The sequence below is a fragment of the Advenella incenata genome (genome assembly GCF_004217095.1).
GTDB lineage: Bacteria > Pseudomonadota > Gammaproteobacteria > Burkholderiales > Burkholderiaceae_B > Advenella > Advenella incenata.
On the sequence record NZ_SHKO01000001.1, the window covers coordinates 508,778 to 525,882 of the forward strand.

Annotated in this window: 14 protein-coding genes; 8 read left to right on the forward strand and 6 right to left on the reverse strand. The window is 57.4% G+C overall.

All coding sequences use genetic code 11. The features are described from left to right. The 5 genes from EV681_RS02275 to EV681_RS02295 all read right to left on the reverse strand — a co-directional run bounded on the left by EV681_RS02275 (position 1) and on the right by EV681_RS02295 (position 6,835). Positions 1-1,608: a carboxyl transferase domain-containing protein gene (locus EV681_RS02275; RefSeq protein WP_128393739.1), complete on the reverse strand. Its 1,608-nt coding sequence runs from the start codon at positions 1,606-1,608 to the stop codon at positions 1-3. Positions 1,609-1,726: 118 nt separating this feature from the next. Continuing rightward, positions 1,727-2,908 (reverse strand): acetyl-CoA C-acyltransferase, encoded by a 1,182-nt coding sequence (locus EV681_RS02280; protein ID WP_128393740.1) that lies wholly within the window; start codon positions 2,906-2,908, stop codon positions 1,727-1,729. After that, the gene (gene aceK / locus EV681_RS02285) at positions 2,905-4,767 is read right to left on the reverse strand and encodes a bifunctional isocitrate dehydrogenase kinase/phosphatase (protein WP_130303994.1); all 1,863 of its coding nucleotides are present in this window, start codon (positions 4,765-4,767) and stop codon (positions 2,905-2,907) included. The genes EV681_RS02280 and aceK overlap by 4 nt, the downstream gene beginning before the upstream one ends. Before the next feature lie 57 nt (positions 4,768-4,824). After that, positions 4,825-6,003 carry an isovaleryl-CoA dehydrogenase gene (locus EV681_RS02290; protein ID WP_128393741.1) on the reverse strand — a complete coding sequence of 393 codons (1,179 nt, stop codon included), beginning with the start codon at positions 6,001-6,003 and terminating at the stop codon, positions 4,825-4,827. A gap of 433 nt (positions 6,004-6,436) precedes the next feature. Continuing rightward, positions 6,437-6,835 carry a MerR family transcriptional regulator gene (locus EV681_RS02295; RefSeq protein ID WP_128393742.1) on the reverse strand — a complete coding sequence of 133 codons (399 nt, stop codon included), beginning with the start codon at positions 6,833-6,835 and terminating at the stop codon, positions 6,437-6,439. A gap of 103 nt (positions 6,836-6,938) precedes the next feature. Here EV681_RS02295 and EV681_RS02300 point away from each other — a divergent pair, with 103 nt between their 5' ends. The 7 genes from EV681_RS02300 to EV681_RS02330 all read left to right on the forward strand — a co-directional run bounded on the left by EV681_RS02300 (position 6,939) and on the right by EV681_RS02330 (position 15,030). Further along, positions 6,939-8,006 (forward strand): MBL fold metallo-hydrolase, encoded by a 1,068-nt coding sequence (locus EV681_RS02300; RefSeq protein ID WP_128393743.1) that lies wholly within the window; start codon positions 6,939-6,941, stop codon positions 8,004-8,006. A 328-nt stretch (positions 8,007-8,334) separates the two neighbouring features. Then, complete coding sequence (locus tag EV681_RS02305; RefSeq protein ID WP_242612112.1) at positions 8,335-8,985, forward strand: flavin reductase family protein; 651 nt, start codon at positions 8,335-8,337, stop codon at positions 8,983-8,985. 48 nt (positions 8,986-9,033) lie between these two features. Next, positions 9,034-9,660: a glutathione S-transferase family protein gene (locus tag EV681_RS02310; RefSeq protein ID WP_130303995.1), complete on the forward strand. Its 627-nt coding sequence runs from the start codon at positions 9,034-9,036 to the stop codon at positions 9,658-9,660. A 61-nt stretch (positions 9,661-9,721) separates the two neighbouring features. Next, entirely contained in the window at positions 9,722-10,339 is a 618-nt protein-coding gene (locus EV681_RS02315; RefSeq protein WP_130303213.1) for a carboxymuconolactone decarboxylase family protein, read from the forward strand. Continuing rightward, on the forward strand, positions 10,336-11,244 hold the full coding sequence (locus EV681_RS02320) for an amidohydrolase family protein (protein ID WP_130303214.1): 909 nt from the start codon (positions 10,336-10,338) through the stop codon (positions 11,242-11,244). The genes EV681_RS02315 and EV681_RS02320 overlap by 4 nt, the downstream gene beginning before the upstream one ends. Further along, a complete protein-coding gene (locus EV681_RS02325; RefSeq protein WP_130303215.1) occupies positions 11,245-13,620 on the forward strand; it encodes an acyl-CoA dehydrogenase family protein in 2,376 nt (791 codons plus the stop codon). Positions 13,621-13,806: 186 nt separating this feature from the next. Beyond that, positions 13,807-15,030: a CaiB/BaiF CoA transferase family protein gene (locus tag EV681_RS02330; RefSeq protein ID WP_130303216.1), complete on the forward strand. Its 1,224-nt coding sequence runs from the start codon at positions 13,807-13,809 to the stop codon at positions 15,028-15,030. 339 nt (positions 15,031-15,369) lie between these two features. Here the strand turns inward: EV681_RS02330 and EV681_RS02335 are convergent, their stop codons facing one another. Continuing rightward, complete coding sequence (locus tag EV681_RS02335; RefSeq protein ID WP_242612113.1) at positions 15,370-16,206, reverse strand: LysR substrate-binding domain-containing protein; 837 nt, start codon at positions 16,204-16,206, stop codon at positions 15,370-15,372. Positions 16,207-16,352: 146 nt separating this feature from the next. On the opposite strand from EV681_RS02335, the gene EV681_RS02340 reads away from it, so the two are divergent. Continuing rightward, entirely contained in the window at positions 16,353-17,057 is a 705-nt protein-coding gene (locus tag EV681_RS02340; RefSeq protein WP_128393750.1) for an SDR family oxidoreductase, read from the forward strand. Positions 17,058-17,105: the final 48 nt, after the last annotated feature.

Here is a 17,105-nt window from a genome sequence, read left to right on the forward strand (position 1 = left end):
TCAGATACGGAACACGCCGAAACGGGTGTCTTCTATCGGGGCGTTCAGGGCTGCGGACAGGCTCAGCGCCAGCACCCGGCGGGTGTCGGCAGGCTGGATGATGCCGTCATCCCACAGGCGTGCAGTGGCATAGTAAGGGTGACCTTCGCGTTCGTACTGATCGCGAATCGGGGCCTTGAATAGTTCCTCTTCGTCGGCAGACCAACTGCCGCCCTTGGCCTCGATGCCGTCGCGGCGGATGGTAGACAGCACGCTGGCCGCCTGCTCGCCGCCCATGACCGAGATGCGGGCATTGGGCCACATAAAGAGCATGCGCGGATTGAAGGCGCGGCCGCACATGCCGTAGTTGCCGGCACCGAAAGAGCCGCCAATGAGCACGGTGATCTTGGGGACTGAAGCGGTGGACACGGCGGTGACCATTTTGGCGCCGTGACGGGCAATGCCTTCGTTTTCGTATTTGCGACCCACCATAAAACCGGTAATGTTCTGCAAAAAGATAAGCGGGATCTTGCGCTGGCAGCACAGTTCAATAAAGTGCGCGCCTTTTTGCGCAGCTTCGGAAAACAGGATGCCGTTGTTAGCAATGATGCCGACCGGCATGCCATGCAGATGGGCAAAGCCGGTAATTAGTGTGGTGCCAAAGCGCGCCTTGAACTCATCGAATTCAGAGCCGTCGACAATGCGCGCAATCACTTCGCGAACGTCGTAAGGTTTGCGGGTATCGGCCGGAATGATGCCGTTCAGTTCCGCAGGGTCGTACAGGGGGTCACGCACCGCTTGCAGTTTAAGGGGGATGTTCTTTTTGATATTTAAGCGCGCCACCGTGTCACGCGCCAGTTGCAGGGCATGCAGGTCGCTGTTGGCCAGATGATCAACAACGCCCGACAGGCGCGTGTGCACATCGCCGCCGCCCAGGTCTTCGGCAGTGACGACTTCGCCCGTTGCCGCTTTTACCAGTGGCGGGCCACCCAGAAAGATGGTGCCCTGGTTTTTGACGATGATCGATTCATCGCTCATGGCAGGCACATAGGCGCCGCCGGCGGTGCACGAGCCCATGACAACGGCTATTTGCGCGATGCCCATGGAGGACATGACCGCCTGATTGTAAAAAATGCGTCCGAAATGATCGCGATCCGGGAACACCATATCCTGGCGCGGCAGGTTGGCGCCACCCGAATCCACCAGATAAATGCAGGGCAGGCGATTCTGCTGGGCGATTTCCTGGGCCCGCAAATGTTTCTTGACCGTCATGGGGTAGTACGTGCCGCCTTTGACCGTGGCATCATTGCATACGATAACGCACTCGATGCCATTGACCCGACCAATGCCGGTAATGACGCCGGCGCCGGGCGCGTCGCCCTCATACATCCCGTGCGCTGCCATAGGCGAGAGTTCCAGAAAAGGCGAACCGGGGTCCAGCAGGCGTTCAACACGGTCGCGAGGCAGCAATTTGCCGCGCGCCACATGTTTGGCGCGGGCGCTTTCGCTGCCACCCAGCGCGGTTTTTTCCAGATGCTGCTTCAGATCGTCAATCTGTTGCTGCATTGCCTGTGCGTTTTCCAGAAAGCCAGCAGAACGGACGTTGATTTTTGAGGTGATAACGGGCATAAAACATTTCCATGCAAGTAGCCGGCAGCTGCGTGCCGACCGGCGCGAGCAACAGGGTGGATGGTTTGGTGTACGCCGCGCCGGGCAGATGGTCGCCCGACACGGATAAGCCACAAGGTCAGATCATTTCGACGGCCAGCGCCACCGCTTCCCCGCCGCCGATGCACAAAGAAGCCACACCGCGTTTTCCTTTGGTCTTGCGCAGCGCGCCAATCAATGTGGTCAGAATGCGTGCGCCGGATGCACCGATAGGATGGCCCAGTGCAGTGGCGCCGCCATGGATATTGACTTTGGCGTGATCCAGTTCCAGCTCTTTCATGGCGGCCATGGTGACCACGGCGAAGGCTTCGTTGATTTCGTAAAGGTCAACGTCGTCTTTGCTCCATGAAAGCTTGTCCAGCAGTTTTTTGATGGCGCTGACCGGCGCAGTGGTAAACCATTCGGGTTCATGAGAGTGCTGGGAATGGCCCACAATACGCGCGATAGGCGTTGCCCCCAGTTTTTTTGCGGTGGATTCACGCATGATGACCAGTGCTGCCGCGCCATCGGAAATGGAGGACGAGTTTGCTGCGGTGACCGAGCCGTCTTTTTTGAAAGCAGGCTTGAGGGCGGGAATTTTTTCGGGTTTGGCCTTGCCGGGCGACTCATCGGTGCTGACGATGGTGTCGCCGCCTCGGCCACTGACGGTCACGGGGGCAATTTCCCATTCGAAGCTGCCATCGGCAATGGCGGCATTGGCGCGCTTGAGCGACTCGATGGAAAACGCGTCCTGGTCCTGACGACTAAAGGTGTATTTATCAGCACATTTTTCAGCAAAGACGCCCATCGCGGTGCCGCGCTCGTAGGCGTCTTCCAGCCCGTCCAGCGCCATATGATCATAGACGGTAGAGTGACCATAGCGATAGCCCTGGCGGCCTTTGAGGAGCAGATACGGGGCGTTGCTCATGCTTTCCTGACCACCGGCAACCACGACCTCAGCACTGCCGGCCAGCAACAGGTCATGTGCAAGCATGGCCGCTTTCAGGCCCGAACCGCACACTTTATGAATCGTGGTGCAGGCCACGCTTTTAGGCAATCCGCCGCCCAATGCCGCCTGGCGCGCCGGCGCCTGACCCTGTCCGGCCTGCAGGACGTTGCCCATGATCACTTCCTGGACATCTTCGGCCTTGATGCCTGCTCGCTCTACTGCGGCGCGGATGGCGGTGGCGCCCAGTTCATGTGCGGCCAGCCCGGAGAGGCTGCCCATCATTGCCCCCATGGGGGTGCGGGCAGCAGAAACGATTACGATAGGATCATTCATGTCGATTCCTTTAATGAATTATGTTGCCGCGGCACGTCTGCACGATGCAGACAGCGCTCGGCGGGGTAGGGAAAGATATCTTCAATTTTACCGGACGCCACCCGGTTCTGCCGGTTCTGCCACCATTGGTAATCCAGCAGTTGCGCATGGTGTTTCAGGAATGCCCGCCGCACGCGCGGGTCTCCCAGCAGGAATCGTTCGAATTCCTCGGGGAAAACGTCATTGGCGTGAACGGCGTACCAGGGCTCGTCGGACATTTCGGCTTCTTCATTGGGCGCCGGCGGGATCTTGCGGAAAACCATCTCGGTGACCGGCTGTATTTCGTCATAGTCATAAAACACGACGCGACCCAGACGGGTAACACCGAAATTCTTGTACAGCATATCGCCTGCAAAAATATTGGCCGCGGCCAGCTCGGCGATGGCATCCCCGTAGCCTTTGACGGCGTCTTCCAGCGCCGCATCGCTGGCCCGGTTCAGATACAGGTTCAGCGGCGTCATGCGGCGTTCGATATAGACATGCCGAAAGACGATGGCGTTTTCGGTCTCCTCGATCAGGCTGGGCACTTCGGTGCGCAGCTCTTTGAGCAAGGCATCGGAAAACCGGTGTAGCGGCAAGGCAACTTGCGAATATTCCCAGGTATCGGCCATGCGTCCGACCCGATCGTGCAGTTTGACCATCTGGTATTTCTGGCGAACGGTCTTGTGCGCCATCCCATCCTTGCGGATCTTGTCGCGGATGAGTTTGAACACATAGGGATAGGAGCCCAGTGTAAATACGGTCATCACCATCCCTTCGATACCTGGGGCAATGTCGAAAGTATCGGTCGAATGCGTGAGGTGATGCAGGAAATCGCGGTAGAACAGGGTCTTGCCCTGTTTCTGCAACCCGATAGCCGTATACAGTTCTGCCTTGGGTTTGGCCGGCATCAGCGTGTGCAGGAACGCGACGTAAGAGGAGGGCGTTTCCATGTCTACCAGAAAATAGGCACGGGTAAAGCTGAACAGCGTGCTGATATCGGCGCGGGTATGCAGCAGTGCATGCAACCTCACTTCGTGCGCCGGCGTGTGCAGCAGGGGAATGGCAAACGGATAGAGCTGTCCGTTGTTGATGAAGCGGCCAATGATATAGGCGCCCTTATTACGGAAAAACAGACTGCGCAGCACATGAATCTGGCAGTCGGGCGCAATGCGCGAGCCGCCGGTTTTGATGATCTCCCTGCGCAGCACGCCGACGGCGCGACGGGCAAGCAGATGCGCATCTTTGGGCAGGTCATGGTAAGGCAGGGCCAGCCCGAAATCGGCCACCATATCGATGACCGTGGATACAATGCCATGCGTGTGCGGGTAATAAACGCGATAGGAACTGCCCTGCGCATCGATGTAATCGGTGGCAACAGCAGGACGCACAAACAAAAAGTCGTTATGAAAGTAGTCGCGATGCATGATCCGACTGCACACCGAGTTGAAGAAGGTTTCTGCACACTCGGGCTGGCTATGCTCCAGCAGCAGTTGCGTAAAAGCTTGCTTGATATCCTGCCAGTACTGGCTTTGTTCTTCAGTGAACGCGCCGCTGACCCTCGGATCCTGCATGGCCATGCGGGTCCTGTCCAGCAACTGGGTGATCTGCCGTGTGCATTCGCGCACCCGCGTGTCGTAGTAGTCTATCCGCTCGCGGTTGACCCGTTGCATGCCATGCCAGTCGTGTGACTCAAACAGCGCTTTGGCCCGTTGCGCGACGAAGCGAAACAGCGAATAGTGCCGGTTGAAGCCGGCCAGAATTTCCGCGGCCAGCGCAGCAGGTTCTGGCACGGGCGGCTCGACTTGTCGGACTTGCTGGTGATCTGCGGTGAGCGGCATAGTCATGTGTCTTTTGTCGTGCAGCTAGTGGCCCGGTTCGCCGACCAGGCCAAATGACTAGCGTGTTTCGTTGAACAGCTCGCGCCCGATCAGCATGCGGCGGATTTCACTGGTGCCGGCGCCGATCTCGTACAGCTTGGCATCTCGCCACAGGCGTCCCGTGGGGTACTCGTTGATATAACCGTTGCCGCCCAGGATCTGGATGCCTTCACCAGCCATCCAGGTGGCTTTTTCTGCGCAATACAGGATAACGGCGGCGCAATCTTTGCGTACCTCGCGCACATGGCCTGCGCCCAGGCGATCCAGGTGCTTTCCGACGGTGTAGCAAAAGGCCCGGCTTGCCTGCAGCGTGGTGTACAAATCGGCCATTTTTCCCTGAATCAATTGAAATTCGCCGATAGGCTGGCCGAACTGCTTTCGGTCATGTACGTAAGGAACGGTGATGTCCATGACGGCCTGCATGATGCCCAGCGGTCCGCCGGCCAGCACGGCACGCTCATAATCGAGCCCGCTCATGAGTACCTTTACGCCACCATTGAGCTGGCCCAGTATATTTTCTTCGGGAACTTCGCAGTTTTCAAAGACCAGTTCGCCGGTGTGACTGCCGCGCATGCCCAGTTTGTCCAGCTTCTGGGCGACGGAAAATCCCTTGAACCCTTTTTCGATAATAAAGGCGGTGATGCCTTTGGCGTTGGCTTGTGGGTCGGTTTTGGCGTATACCACCAGGGTATCTGCATCCGGGCCGTTGGTGATCCACATTTTGGTGCCATTGAGCACATAACGGTCGCCTTTTTTCTCGGCACGCAGTTTCATGCTGACCACGTCGGAACCGGCGCCCGGTTCGCTCATGGCCAGTGCGCCGATATGCTCGCCACTGATGAGTTTGGGCAGATATTTTTTCTTTTGCGCTTCGGTGCCGTTGCGATGCAACTGGTTGACGCACAGATTGGAGTGCGCGCCGTAGGACAGGGCCACCGAGGCACTGGCACGCGAGAGTTCTTCCATGACGATCATATGGGCCAGATAGCCAAGGTTGGCGCCGCCATATTCTTCGCTCACTGTCATGCCAAGGACACCCAGATCGCCGAATTTTTTCCACAGGTCCATGGGGAATTGGTCGTCGCGATCCAGCTGGGCCGCACGTGGGGCGATTTCTGCCTTGGCAAAATCGGCTACGGCATCGCGCAACATATCCAGATCCTGGCCCAGATCAAAATTCAAACCGGGAAGCGTCATGAAAAGTCTCCGTCGTTGTGGTGTGTGAGTGGACCCACAGAATGAGGCCGCACTGACAGATATAAGTTTACGTGAACCGGATCACGGCTTGATGACCGAAGTGGGTAAACAAGGGTAATCGCCAGTGTGGAAATGGCCCACTGATCATGGGTACCGCAGCTGTCCGGGATAAGCGCTCAATATATCATTACGTTTACGTAAACGTCAATAAGGGGCGGATCAGGATAAACCCGTAAGCGGGTGCTGCGTTTCAAGGTGCTGGGACAATGCGCGCAGCGTATCCAGGCCGTCTTGACAGGTACCGGTAGAACGATGCGTTAGTAAGACTTGAGCGGGGTCCGCTCAGGCGAGGTAGCTGGATTGTGCCTGACGCAGTTGAGCCTGCGGTCCCTCATTTCCGGGGTGGCTAGCCGTGCCAGGGGCTTTTATTCACTCACTTGGACGCAGCGGCGGCGTCCACTTCGCGCAGCAGTTTCAGGCAATTTTTTTCCTGCTCGTCGATTTCGGCCAGGGTCTGGTCCAGGTCCTGCTTTTGCTGCATCAATTGCAGTTTATGACGGGTAAGGATCGTCAGGTAGCTTTGCAATTGCGGCTGCGTACTGCCCGGGCCCTCGTACATGCCGATAAGCGAGCAGATTTCGGACAATTGCAGTCCCAGTCGTTTGCCACGCAAGGCCAGCTTCAGGCGTGTCCGGTCCCGATGGGTATAGATACGCTTTTGTCCATCCCGGATGGGATTGACAATGCGGTGATCTTCGTAGAAACGAAGCGTTCGCGGCGTGATATTGAATTCTTCCGCGAGTTCGGAAATAGACCAGGTGCGTGGGTTCATAGGGGGGCAAAGCAGCCCGCAAGGGGATTCGGGCTTGCATGTTTACGTTAACGTAAACTATGATCTATGAATTAAAACCAAATGTCAATGAGGAGCGGTACGCATGAACGAACTTGAAGCAAGACTGGATTATCCCTTCGGCGATGAGCTGCCACAACCGGGGCAGGCCAGGGAAATCGCCCCCGGCGTCAAATGGATTCGCATGCCCCTGCCGTTTGCATTGGATCATATCAACCTATGGTTGCTCCGGGATGAAGTGGACGGCCGCCAGGGCTGGACGGTAGTGGATACTGGCATTGCCAAACCCGAAGTTAAGGCCCTGTGGGAAACCATTTTTGAAAATGCGCTGGAAGGCCTGCCGGTTTTGCGCCTGATCGTCACCCATATGCATCCGGACCATACCGGTCTGGCGGCATGGATCTGTGAGCGCTGGAGCGCGCCCCTGCATATGAGCATGACTGATTTTTACGTCGCCTCGCTCTGGTCGTCACGGCCCGCAGGCGGTGCGGGCACCGGCGGGGATGTGGCGGTGGCGCATTTTGCGCGCCATGGTCTGACCGATGCCACCGCCCAGGAGCAGATTCGCCAGCGCGCCAGCTACTACCCTTCGCTGGTTGAAGGCATGCCACGGCGTTTCGTGCGGATGCTCGGTGGTGAGCGCCTGCGCATTGGTGGCCGCGTGTGGGAGTTCATTGCGGGCTACGGTCATGCGCCGGAACACATCAGCCTGAATTGTCCCGAGCTCAAGGTGCTGATTTCCGGCGACATGGTACTGCCGCGTATCTCGACCAACGTCAGCGTCTTCGATCATGAACCCGACGCGGATCCTTTGAAGCTGTATCTGCAATCGCTGGACAGCTACGAGCCGCTGGCTGAAGATACGCTGGTGCTGCCTTCGCACGGGCGCCCCTTCAAGGGCTTGCACGAACGGCTACGTCAGCAGCGCGACCACCATGCCGAACGGCTGAGCGAAGTGCTGCAATGGTGTACTGAGAAACCGATGTCAGCATCCGACGTGGTGCCGCTGATGTTCAAGCGCAAGCTGGATCTGCATCAGATGACATTTGCCATGGGCGAGGCGTTGGCCCACCTGCATACGCTTTATCACGAGGGTAAACTGACCCGCGCCGAGGATGACAAGGGCGTGCTGAGGTTCTCTGCGACGGCTTAGTTCTAAGGCCCGGCTGCGGTCGGTTTGACGCGACGTTGGTCGTGTCGTATCGGGGAATCATGTCCGGGCATCATCCTGGCCATGACATGGACCCACGTGTCCCGCGGTCCGGCTGGGCTGCAAGAGCCGGCCGGTAGCGCATTGTCCACAGGTTTTCTGCTTTAAGTCTTTCCCGCCGCTTTGACACTTGTTCAGGCGCGGGATTGATGTTATATTTAAAAGGTCATAAGTATGGCTTTTTCGCCTTTTGTTTTTTTAATCAAGCATTCGTCATGACGCATTCACACTCGCGGCATTCATCGATGTGGCCCTGGCGTCGGGCAAAACCATGACTTTGACACACACGGAGACAGATATGTATTTCGATATGCAGGCCCTGGAAGGAAAAAATACCTACAAACTGTTGGGGAGCGTCGTGCTGCCGCGCCCCATCGCCTGGGTGGTTACCCAGGCTGAGGACGGCGCCTACAATGCTGCGCCGTTTTCCTTTTTCAACGTGTTGTCCGGTGACCCGCCTGTCGTGGCGCTTGGCATCGGCCATCATGGTGACGAAAAGAAAGACAGCCTGCGCAATATTGAACGCACCGGCGAGTTTGTGATCAATCTGGTGCCGGCCTCGCTGATGGATGCCATGAATATCACAGCCACCGAGTATCCCTTTCACATTGATGAACTGCAACAAGCTGGGCTGGCTACGCTGCCATCGGAAAAGGTCAAGCCAGGCCGGATCGCCGGCAGCCCCGTAGCGCTGGAATGCCGGCTGTGGAAGGAGATTGATGTCGATAGCAAGCGCATCATTTTGCTTGCCCGGGTCGAAGGCCTGCACGTGGATGATGCCGCCGTGATTGACGCCGATAAATGCTATATCGATGGCAATAAGCTGGACCTGGTCGGGCGCATGCATGGCGCTGGCTGGTATTCGCACACCCGGGATTCTTTCCAGCTGGCCCGTATTCCCTATAAAAAAACTGTGTCCTGATCCACTGCAGGACGCCTGAAAACTGCCACTTAACACTCAAGAGACATGATGAAACTGCATTGGTCACCCCGCTCGCCGTTCGTGCGCAAAGTAATGATCGTTCTTCACGAAACCGGCCAGGCCGACGCCGTCGAGCTGGTTCGCACGCCGGTTGCCATGGCTGAACCGAATCTGACATTGCTCCCGGACAATCCGCTGATCAAGCTGCCCACGCTGGTGCTTGATGATGGTTACAGCCTGTTTGATTCGCGCGTCATTTGCGAGTATCTGGCCTGGCGCGCTGCAGAACGGGGCCTGACGCTATTTCCTGCAGACCCGCAACAACGCGTGCGTGTATTAAGGCAGCAGGCGCTGGGCGATGGCTTCATGGATGCCCTATTGCTGTTTCGCCAGGAACGCAATAAGACCGAAGAGAAACAGACGCCCGCCTGGTTAAGCGCCTTTGCGCTCAAAACCGAAGCGACGCTTAATTTTCTGCAGGACAACGCAGGCGAGCTTGAGCAAGGGGAATTTGATATGGGGGCCGTCACGATTGGCTGCGCGCTCTCCTATCTTGACTACCGGTTTGCCGATCTGAACTGGCGCCAGCGTGCGCCGGATCTGGCGCGCTGGCATGCCGATGTGTTTGTGCGCCGCCCTTCCGTTGCTGCCACCGAGCCAGCGGAAACCCCCTGATTGCCAGACTGCCTGCCCTTTGTTTTCAAAAGATATCACCGCAACAACTCCAGGAAAATTTATGAGTCGTATCCCTTTTCCCACTGTAGAGACCATGAACGAAGCCCAGCGTGCCGTCTATGACGACATTGTGAGCGGCCCGCGTGGTCGGCTGGTTGGGCCATTGCGCGCCGTTCTGCACAATCCGGAGCTGGCTCAGCGCTGGCAGAAGCTGGGCGAAATGCTGCGCTTTGGCACCAGTCTGCCGCCACGGCTGAATGAATTGGCCATTCTGGTGACAGCGCGCTACTGGAACAGTCAGATTGAGTGGTATATCCACGAGCAGGCTGCGCTGTCGGCCGGCCTGCCACAGGCAATTGCAGATGAAATCAAGCGCTGCGAGCCGCCGGGTTTTACCGAGCCGCAGGATGCCGCCGTTTATGAGTTTGCGCGGCAGTTGCTGGCGCACGGTACCGTTGCGCCCGCTGTATATGAGCGCATCCGCAACTGGTTCGATGTGACTGGTGTTGTCGAACTGACTGCCGTGGTGGGCTATTACACCATGGTGTCCATGACTCTGAATGCCCACGAAATTCCGCTGCCTGATGACGCGCCTGCCCCGCTGGTGCCTGCGCAGCGTGACGGAGTACAGGCCCTGAGCACGCTGGCGCCCATCAGCCTGGAGGATATCGCGGCGTGACCGAAAACTACATTCCCGATAGCGTGGAAATGCCGCGCATGCCAACGCCGCCTGCGGTGACGTTGCCCGATGACAGTTGTGATACTCATTGTCACGTCTTTGGCCCCTATGCCGATTTTCCCCTGCACTTGCGCTCTACCTACGCGCCGCCGGATGCGCCCGCAACGCGTTACCTGAGCATGCTTGATACTGTTGGCATGCAGCGTGGGGTACTGGTTCAGCCTGCGCCCTACGGAACCGATGTATCGGCCATCATTGACGCCATTGCGCGACGACCTGCGCAACTGCGCGGTATTGGCGTGGCCGCGCCAGGCACGGATGCACAGCAACTGATGCAATGGCGTGCTGCCGGCATTTGCGGCCTGCGCTTTATCGAAGCGCGCGATCCGCAAGGCAATCTGTTTCCGGGAAGCGTGGGGTTTGACAGTATCGAGAAGCTGGCACCGGCCATGCGCGCTGCCGGTATGCATGTGCAAATGTGGGGCCCGTATGAGCGCTATGCGCCGTGGCTGGAACGCGTCACTGATCTGGGTCTGCCTGTGGTCATCGACCATATGGCCAGCGTTGTGCTGGCCCGGGGCGTACAGGACCCGCTATTTCAGCTGGTCTGCAGGTTGCTGCGCGAGCAGCGTTTGTGGATCAAGCTGTCGGTGTGCCGGGTATCGACTCAGGCGCCAGACTACGCCGATGTGCGGCCGTTTCACGATGCCCTGCTTGAAGCCAATGTAAATCGTGTGCTGTGGGGATCAGACTGGCCCTATGTTCGAATGGGCGAGCGGGCCCCGGATGTGGGCCGCCTGATCGAACTGGCCTGGGATTGGTTCGGTAACGATGCGACGCGCCGGCAGGTATGGGTAGACAACCCATCGGCACTCTATGAATTTGCTCAGGGAGCAGAAAAGTAAATGTCATTGGATAAGGAACAAATTGCTGCCTTTGGCGATAGCGCCAGGGATTTTCTGTCACGCATCAATCATGCCGAGCGCATTCGCGAGCGTGTACTGCAGCCGCCCACGCTGGACCATGCGTTCTGGCAGCAAATGGCCGAAGCGGGCTGGCTGGCGGTGCTGGTTCCCGAAGAGCAGGGCGGGCTGGGTCTGGGGCTGGGTGAAATGAACGCCATTGCCCAGGAACTGGGTGCGGCGTTGCCGGCAGAACCACTGGTCGCCGTCGCGGTGCAAACCGTGACGCTGCTGTGTTCACTTGCGCCAAGCCCGCTGCGTGATCGCCTGCTTGCAGCGATTGCAGATGGGTCCCTGGTGGTCGGCACTGCCTGGCAACAGTTCCCGGGACAGGTCCAGGCATGCCCGGGCCCGGTCGTGTCGGTGGATGGCGCAGTGCGCGCTGTTTCGGGGCGCTTTGTTAGCGTGTCGCCCGCCACGGGCGCCAGCGGCTGGTTGATTCTGGCGCGCGAGCAGAACGATGATGTCCTGTTGTGGATTCAAGCGGGCACAGAAGGCGTGCAACTGACCGACTTGCTGCGAGTGGATGCAGGCAGCATGGGTTCATTGCAATTGCAGGCAAGTCCTGTTGATGAGGCGCAGGTGCTTGCGCGCGGCCCACACGTGCTGGCTGCAGTGGACAAAGCCAATGATTACGCCCGCATTACGCTGTCGGCACAATTGCTCGGCTGCGCGCAGCGCGCCTTTGCTTCCACCCTGGAATACATGAAGGTGCGGGTGCAGTTTGGCAAACCGATAGGCTCATTCCAGAGCCTGCAGCATCGTATGGTAGATAGTTATATCCAATTGCAGATGCTCGAGTTTGCCCTGTGGGAAATCACTGCGGCGCCGGGGCAGACGCCCGCTGTGCTGGCCATGCAGGCCAGCCGGCTGAAGGCGCGTGCTGAACAGGCCGCAGGTCACGTTACCCGTCTGGCAGTGCAAATGCATGGCGGCATGGGGTATTCGGATGAGTCCGATGTCGGGCTGATGCTCAAAAAAGCCATCGCACTGTCCAGCGAGCTGGGTAACCGGCGCGCCCACTTGATGCGCTATCTGAAGGTATTGCAGCAACAGCCGGCCGGGTCCGCCGACACGCCCGACAATGTAGATGCGCCGGAAAAAGCCTGGACTTCATTTCCCACCGACGGCGATTGGGATGCGATGCCTGAAGCCCAATTTCGGCAGATGTTGCGCGCTTTTTATCGGGCGCATTATCCAGAACACTTGCGACATCGCACCCGTCGCCTGCACTGGCACGAGATTGGCGACTGGTACCGCACGCTGGCGCGCCAGAAGTGGATTGCGCCTTCATGGCCCAAACAATACGGCGGTATGGCATTGTCTGCGGAAAAAATGATTGCCTATATCGAAGAGCAGGAGCGCTACGGCGTGGGGCGCCCGCCCGATCAGGGTCTGGTCATGCTGGGGCCGATTCTGATTCGCTATGGCACGCCAGAGCAACAGCAAAAGTACCTGCCGGCCATCCTGTCGGGCGAGCATGTGTGGGCGCAGGGCTATTCAGAACCCAATGCCGGCTCCGATCTGGCATCCCTGCGCTGCGAGGCTGTGGCAGACGGCGAGTATTTTGTTGTCAACGGTCAGAAAACCTGGTCTACGCTGGCCCAGGATGCGACCCATATGTTTATGTTGGTGCGCACCGATAAGGATGTGAAGAAGCAGGCAGGCATCAGCTTTCTGATGGTGGATCTGCGCACGCCAGGCATCACGGTCAGGCCGATCCGCACCATTGCCGGAGACGAGGAATATTGTGAGATCTTCTTTGATGATGTGAAAGTGCCCCAAGAGAATCTGGTGGGCCAATTGAACCAGGGGTGGACCATTTCCAAGGCGCTGCTCGGCTTCGAACGCCTGTTCAGCGGCAATCCCAAGCATGCACAGAATACGCTGGCCATGATTGACAAGGTGATCGGCGCGACCGGGCTGAATGAAGATCCGGCCTTCATGGCCGAGTATGCCCAGCTACATATGGATATTGCCGATTTGTCGTCTGCCTACGCGGCATTTTCCGATATTGTCCGGCGCAATGAGCCGTTGCCTGCCAATGTGTCGCTGCTGAAAATATGGGCGACGGAAACGCATGAGAAAGCATCGCTTCTGCTGCTGGATGCCGCAGGAGAACAGGCGGGCACGGCAGGCGCCGCCGCTTTCGTGGGTGCCGGACAGGGGCTGGTTGATGAGGCCGGTGAGCGGGACGTGACCGTGGATGATTTGCAGATGCCGCTATACAACGCCGCTGCAGCAAAAATATTCAGTGGCACCAACGAGATCCAGCGCAATATCCTGGCCAAAGTGGTGCTGGCGCTGCCTGTATCGTGACCGGCATGGTCTCGCTGGCAGCGCGCGGCTTCAACCGTTGAACTGCGGGCTCGGCATCGGTACGGACCATTATTGCGTGTGATATCGCGGTGTCGGACAGGGCGAGAATACAACTGAAAATGGCCATTGAACAGCGTGTTCAATGGCGCATCTGACTATAGCAACTGAAATGAAATTGGAGTAGACATGGCACAAACGCTTTCGCATATCCGGGTGCTGGACCTGGGACGGGTATTTTCCGGACCGTGGACCGGCCAGATGCTGGCCGACCTGGGGGCAGACGTGATCAAAGTGGAGCGCCCCGGTCGTGGCGACGATGTTCGGCAGCAGGGTTACCGGGCCAAGGACGAAGCCGGCAACGAAACCGCCGAAACTTCATCGTTTCTGGCGATGAATCGTGGCAAGCGCTCGGTCACGGTTAATATGTCCAGCCCGGAAGGTCAGGATGTGATTCGCCAACTGGTCAAGCAGTGCGACGTGCTGATCGAGAATTTCAAGGCTGGCGATCTGGCCCGTTATGGTCTGGATTACGACTCGCTCAAAGCCGTTAATCCGCGTCTGGTGTATTGTTCTATCACCGGCTTCGGTCAATCGGGACCCTACAGCCATCGGCCCGGCTACGATCCGATATTCCAGTCCATGAGTGGTCTGATGAGCCTGACCGGCAATCCTGCAGAAGAGCCGGGGGGCGGGCCACAAAAAGTCGGCTACGCCGTGTCGGACCTGACGGCAGGCTTTTACGCCATCATCGGTATCCTGGCGGCGCTGAACCATCGCGATGCCGTGTCGGGTGAAGGCCAGCATATCGACATTGCCCTGTTCGATGCGCAGGTGGCTTCCATCGGACATATCGCCATGAATTATCTGGTGTCGGGCATTGTCCCCAAGCGGATGGGTACGGCCTCGCCCATCACCTGCCCGTATCAGGCTTTTGAATGCAGCGATGGCTATCTCATGATCGCAGTGGGCAACGACTCGCAGTTTCGCCAGTTTGTACAACTGCTGGGGTTGCCGCAACTGGCAGACGACCCCCGTTTTGTTCTCAACCGTCTGCGCGCGCAAAACCAGAAGGAACTTATTCCGCTACTGCAAGCCGAGATGGTCAAGCATCCGATCCGGTACTGGCAGGATCAACTGGACGCCATGAACGTGCCTTGCGGGCCGATCAATGATCTGAGCCAGGTGTTTGAGGATCCGCAACTGCAGCACCGCGATATGTTGATGCACATGCAGCATACGACTGCGGGCCGAATCCCGCAAATTGCCAACCCGTTGAAACTGTCGGCAACGCCGGTCAGCTATGGACGGCCGCCGCCGACGCTGAGCGAACATACTGACGAGGTCCTCAATGAACTGCTGGGATTGGATCAGGCGGCCATCGGCCAGTTGCGTGAGAAAAAAATTATCTGAGTCTAAAGCTGAGCGCCTGTGATGCACGCAGGGTTCACCATTGCGCCAGCTGACACTGCACTTTGTATTTGCGAGCACACATGCGGTTGCGAATTGTTTGGCATTGCATAAAATCGGAGGACACTCCGATTTTTTTGACGGCGGACAAGGAAACATGGATGACGCAGGATAGGATGAGCGATGCTTTTGGCCGACGACAGGGACATTGCCCGGGTCTGGAGCCACGCAGTGAGTAATAACTGCGACAGCGGCGCCGTTAAGCTATTTGCAAAGATCGTTAAAGATCGTTAAAGAGCGTTCAGTTTGTGTTATGCAACCGTGATAAACAGCCTTCATCCATCAGTTTGAAATTAATTGCTCTGCACACCAATCCCATATGGCAATGACAGACTTTCTTGATGATATGGCGCGCTTGCGAACGAGAAAGAAACTAGGGCCCATTATTGGGGCCTTTTTAATTACCTGAAGCAATCGTCCAGCTTCAAGATCCGCTGCCACAAAAGCCCGGCAGGCCAATGCGACGCCTTGACCGGCAAGTGCCGCATCCAGCGCTAATGCTGTTTGGTTAAATACCGCCCCGGAAAGACCGGAGCTGGTTGGCAATATCGTTGGCCAGTGATCGTGGGCATCGTGCAAAAGCGGAAGTTTACGCAATTGATCCATAGTTAAAGGTAATTTCAGATGCCTGACCAGATGCGGGCTTGCCACTGCCACCAATTCCTGGCGAAACAGCAGTTTAGCCTCCAGCTCGGCAGAGAAGGGTTTGTCGGTCAGCCGTATTGCGATGTCTACCTGGTCGTGGTCAAAATCCGATAGCGACTCTGTTGCAACGGTTCGCAACTCCACACCGGGAATCGCTGCATGTAGCTCGGCCAGGCGGGGAATCAGAAGTTTAGTTGCAACAGTCGGCGTGACACTAATGGTTACCATCTGGGGCCGGACGAACAGTTGATTGGTCGACTCTGTGAGCGTATCAAAAGCGCGGGTTACATTGACAAGATAGGCTGCACCTGCCGTGGTAAGCGCCAACCCACGCGCATGACGCTGGAACAAAGAGATGCCAAGATGCGCTTCCAGCGCTCGCACCTGCTGTGCGACAGCACCTTGGGTGACGCCAAGCTCTTGGGCAGCGGCCCGGAAACTGAGCCGACGGCCAGATACTTCAAAGGCACGCAATGCATTCAATGGCGGTAATTTTCGGCGAGATTTGATCATAAATTAAGTCAGTAGAATTTCTACATTCTATTGCATAAATTCATCGCGTGCTAATTTGTGGATGTAGAGTGATAATAAGCGTGAAATATATTCTTTAGGAGAATGATGTGTCTGTAGAAAAAGTAGCACTTATTACTGCTGGTGGTTCAGGCATGGGCGCCGCCGCCGCACGCAAACTGGCTCAGGATGGTTATCGCGTTGCTATTTTGTCTTCGTCAGGAAAAGGTGAGGCGCTTGCCAAAGAGCTGGGTGGTGTCGGTGTCACCGGTTCCAACCAGTCAAATGAAGACTTGCAGCGACTCGTTGATTTGGCAATGCAAGAGTGGGGGCGTATTGATGCGCTGGTGAACTCGGCGGGGCATGGCCCGCGTGCGCCTATTCTGGATATTACGGATGAGGATTGGCACAAGGGTCTGGAGGTTTACTTTCTGGGGGCGGTTCGACCTGCCAGATTGGTAGCCCCTATTATGGCGGCCCAGGGTGGCGGTGCCATCGTCAATATTTCCACTGCCTGGGCCTTTGAGCCTACCGAGGTGTTTCCGACTTCCACTGTTTTTCGTGCAGGCTTGGCCAGTTTCACCAAGATTTTTGCCGATACCTACGCCGCCAGGAATATTCGCATGAATAATGTGTTGCCAGGATGGATTGATAGCTTGCCTGCCAAGGACGAACGGCGCGACAGCGTGCCCATGTCTCGTTATGGAAAAGCCGAGGAAATTGCCGCCACGATTGCTTTTTTGCTGTCGGAAGGCGCTGGCTATATCACGGGACAGAACATCAAGGTCGATGGTGGCGTAACGCGTGGCGTGTGACCTTGGTTCTGTTGATACTGCGGCGACATGGGATCAGCCAATTTTCGT

Excerpts from the sequence above, each read along its gene's own strand:
- EV681_RS02275 (WP_128393739.1), bottom strand. The coding sequence starts at position 1,608 with ATGCCCGTTATCACCTCAAAAATCAACGTCCGTTCTGCTGGCTTTCTG.
- EV681_RS02280 (WP_128393740.1), bottom strand. The coding sequence starts at position 2,908 with ATGAATGATCCTATCGTAATCGTTTCTGCTGCCCGCACCCCCATGGGG.
- aceK (WP_130303994.1), bottom strand. The coding sequence starts at position 4,767 with ATGCCGCTCACCGCAGATCACCAGCAAGTCCGACAAGTCGAGCCGCCC.
- EV681_RS02290 (WP_128393741.1), bottom strand. The coding sequence starts at position 6,003 with ATGACGCTTCCCGGTTTGAATTTTGATCTGGGCCAGGATCTGGATATG.
- EV681_RS02295 (WP_128393742.1), bottom strand. The coding sequence starts at position 6,835 with ATGAACCCACGCACCTGGTCTATTTCCGAACTCGCGGAAGAATTCAAT.
- EV681_RS02300 (WP_128393743.1), top strand. The coding sequence starts at position 6,939 with ATGAACGAACTTGAAGCAAGACTGGATTATCCCTTCGGCGATGAGCTG.
- EV681_RS02305 (WP_242612112.1), top strand. The coding sequence starts at position 8,335 with ATGACTTTGACACACACGGAGACAGATATGTATTTCGATATGCAGGCC.
- EV681_RS02310 (WP_130303995.1), top strand. The coding sequence starts at position 9,034 with ATGAAACTGCATTGGTCACCCCGCTCGCCGTTCGTGCGCAAAGTAATG.
- EV681_RS02315 (WP_130303213.1), top strand. The coding sequence starts at position 9,722 with ATGAGTCGTATCCCTTTTCCCACTGTAGAGACCATGAACGAAGCCCAG.
- EV681_RS02325 (WP_130303215.1), top strand. The coding sequence starts at position 11,245 with ATGTCATTGGATAAGGAACAAATTGCTGCCTTTGGCGATAGCGCCAGG.
- EV681_RS02330 (WP_130303216.1), top strand. The coding sequence starts at position 13,807 with ATGGCACAAACGCTTTCGCATATCCGGGTGCTGGACCTGGGACGGGTA.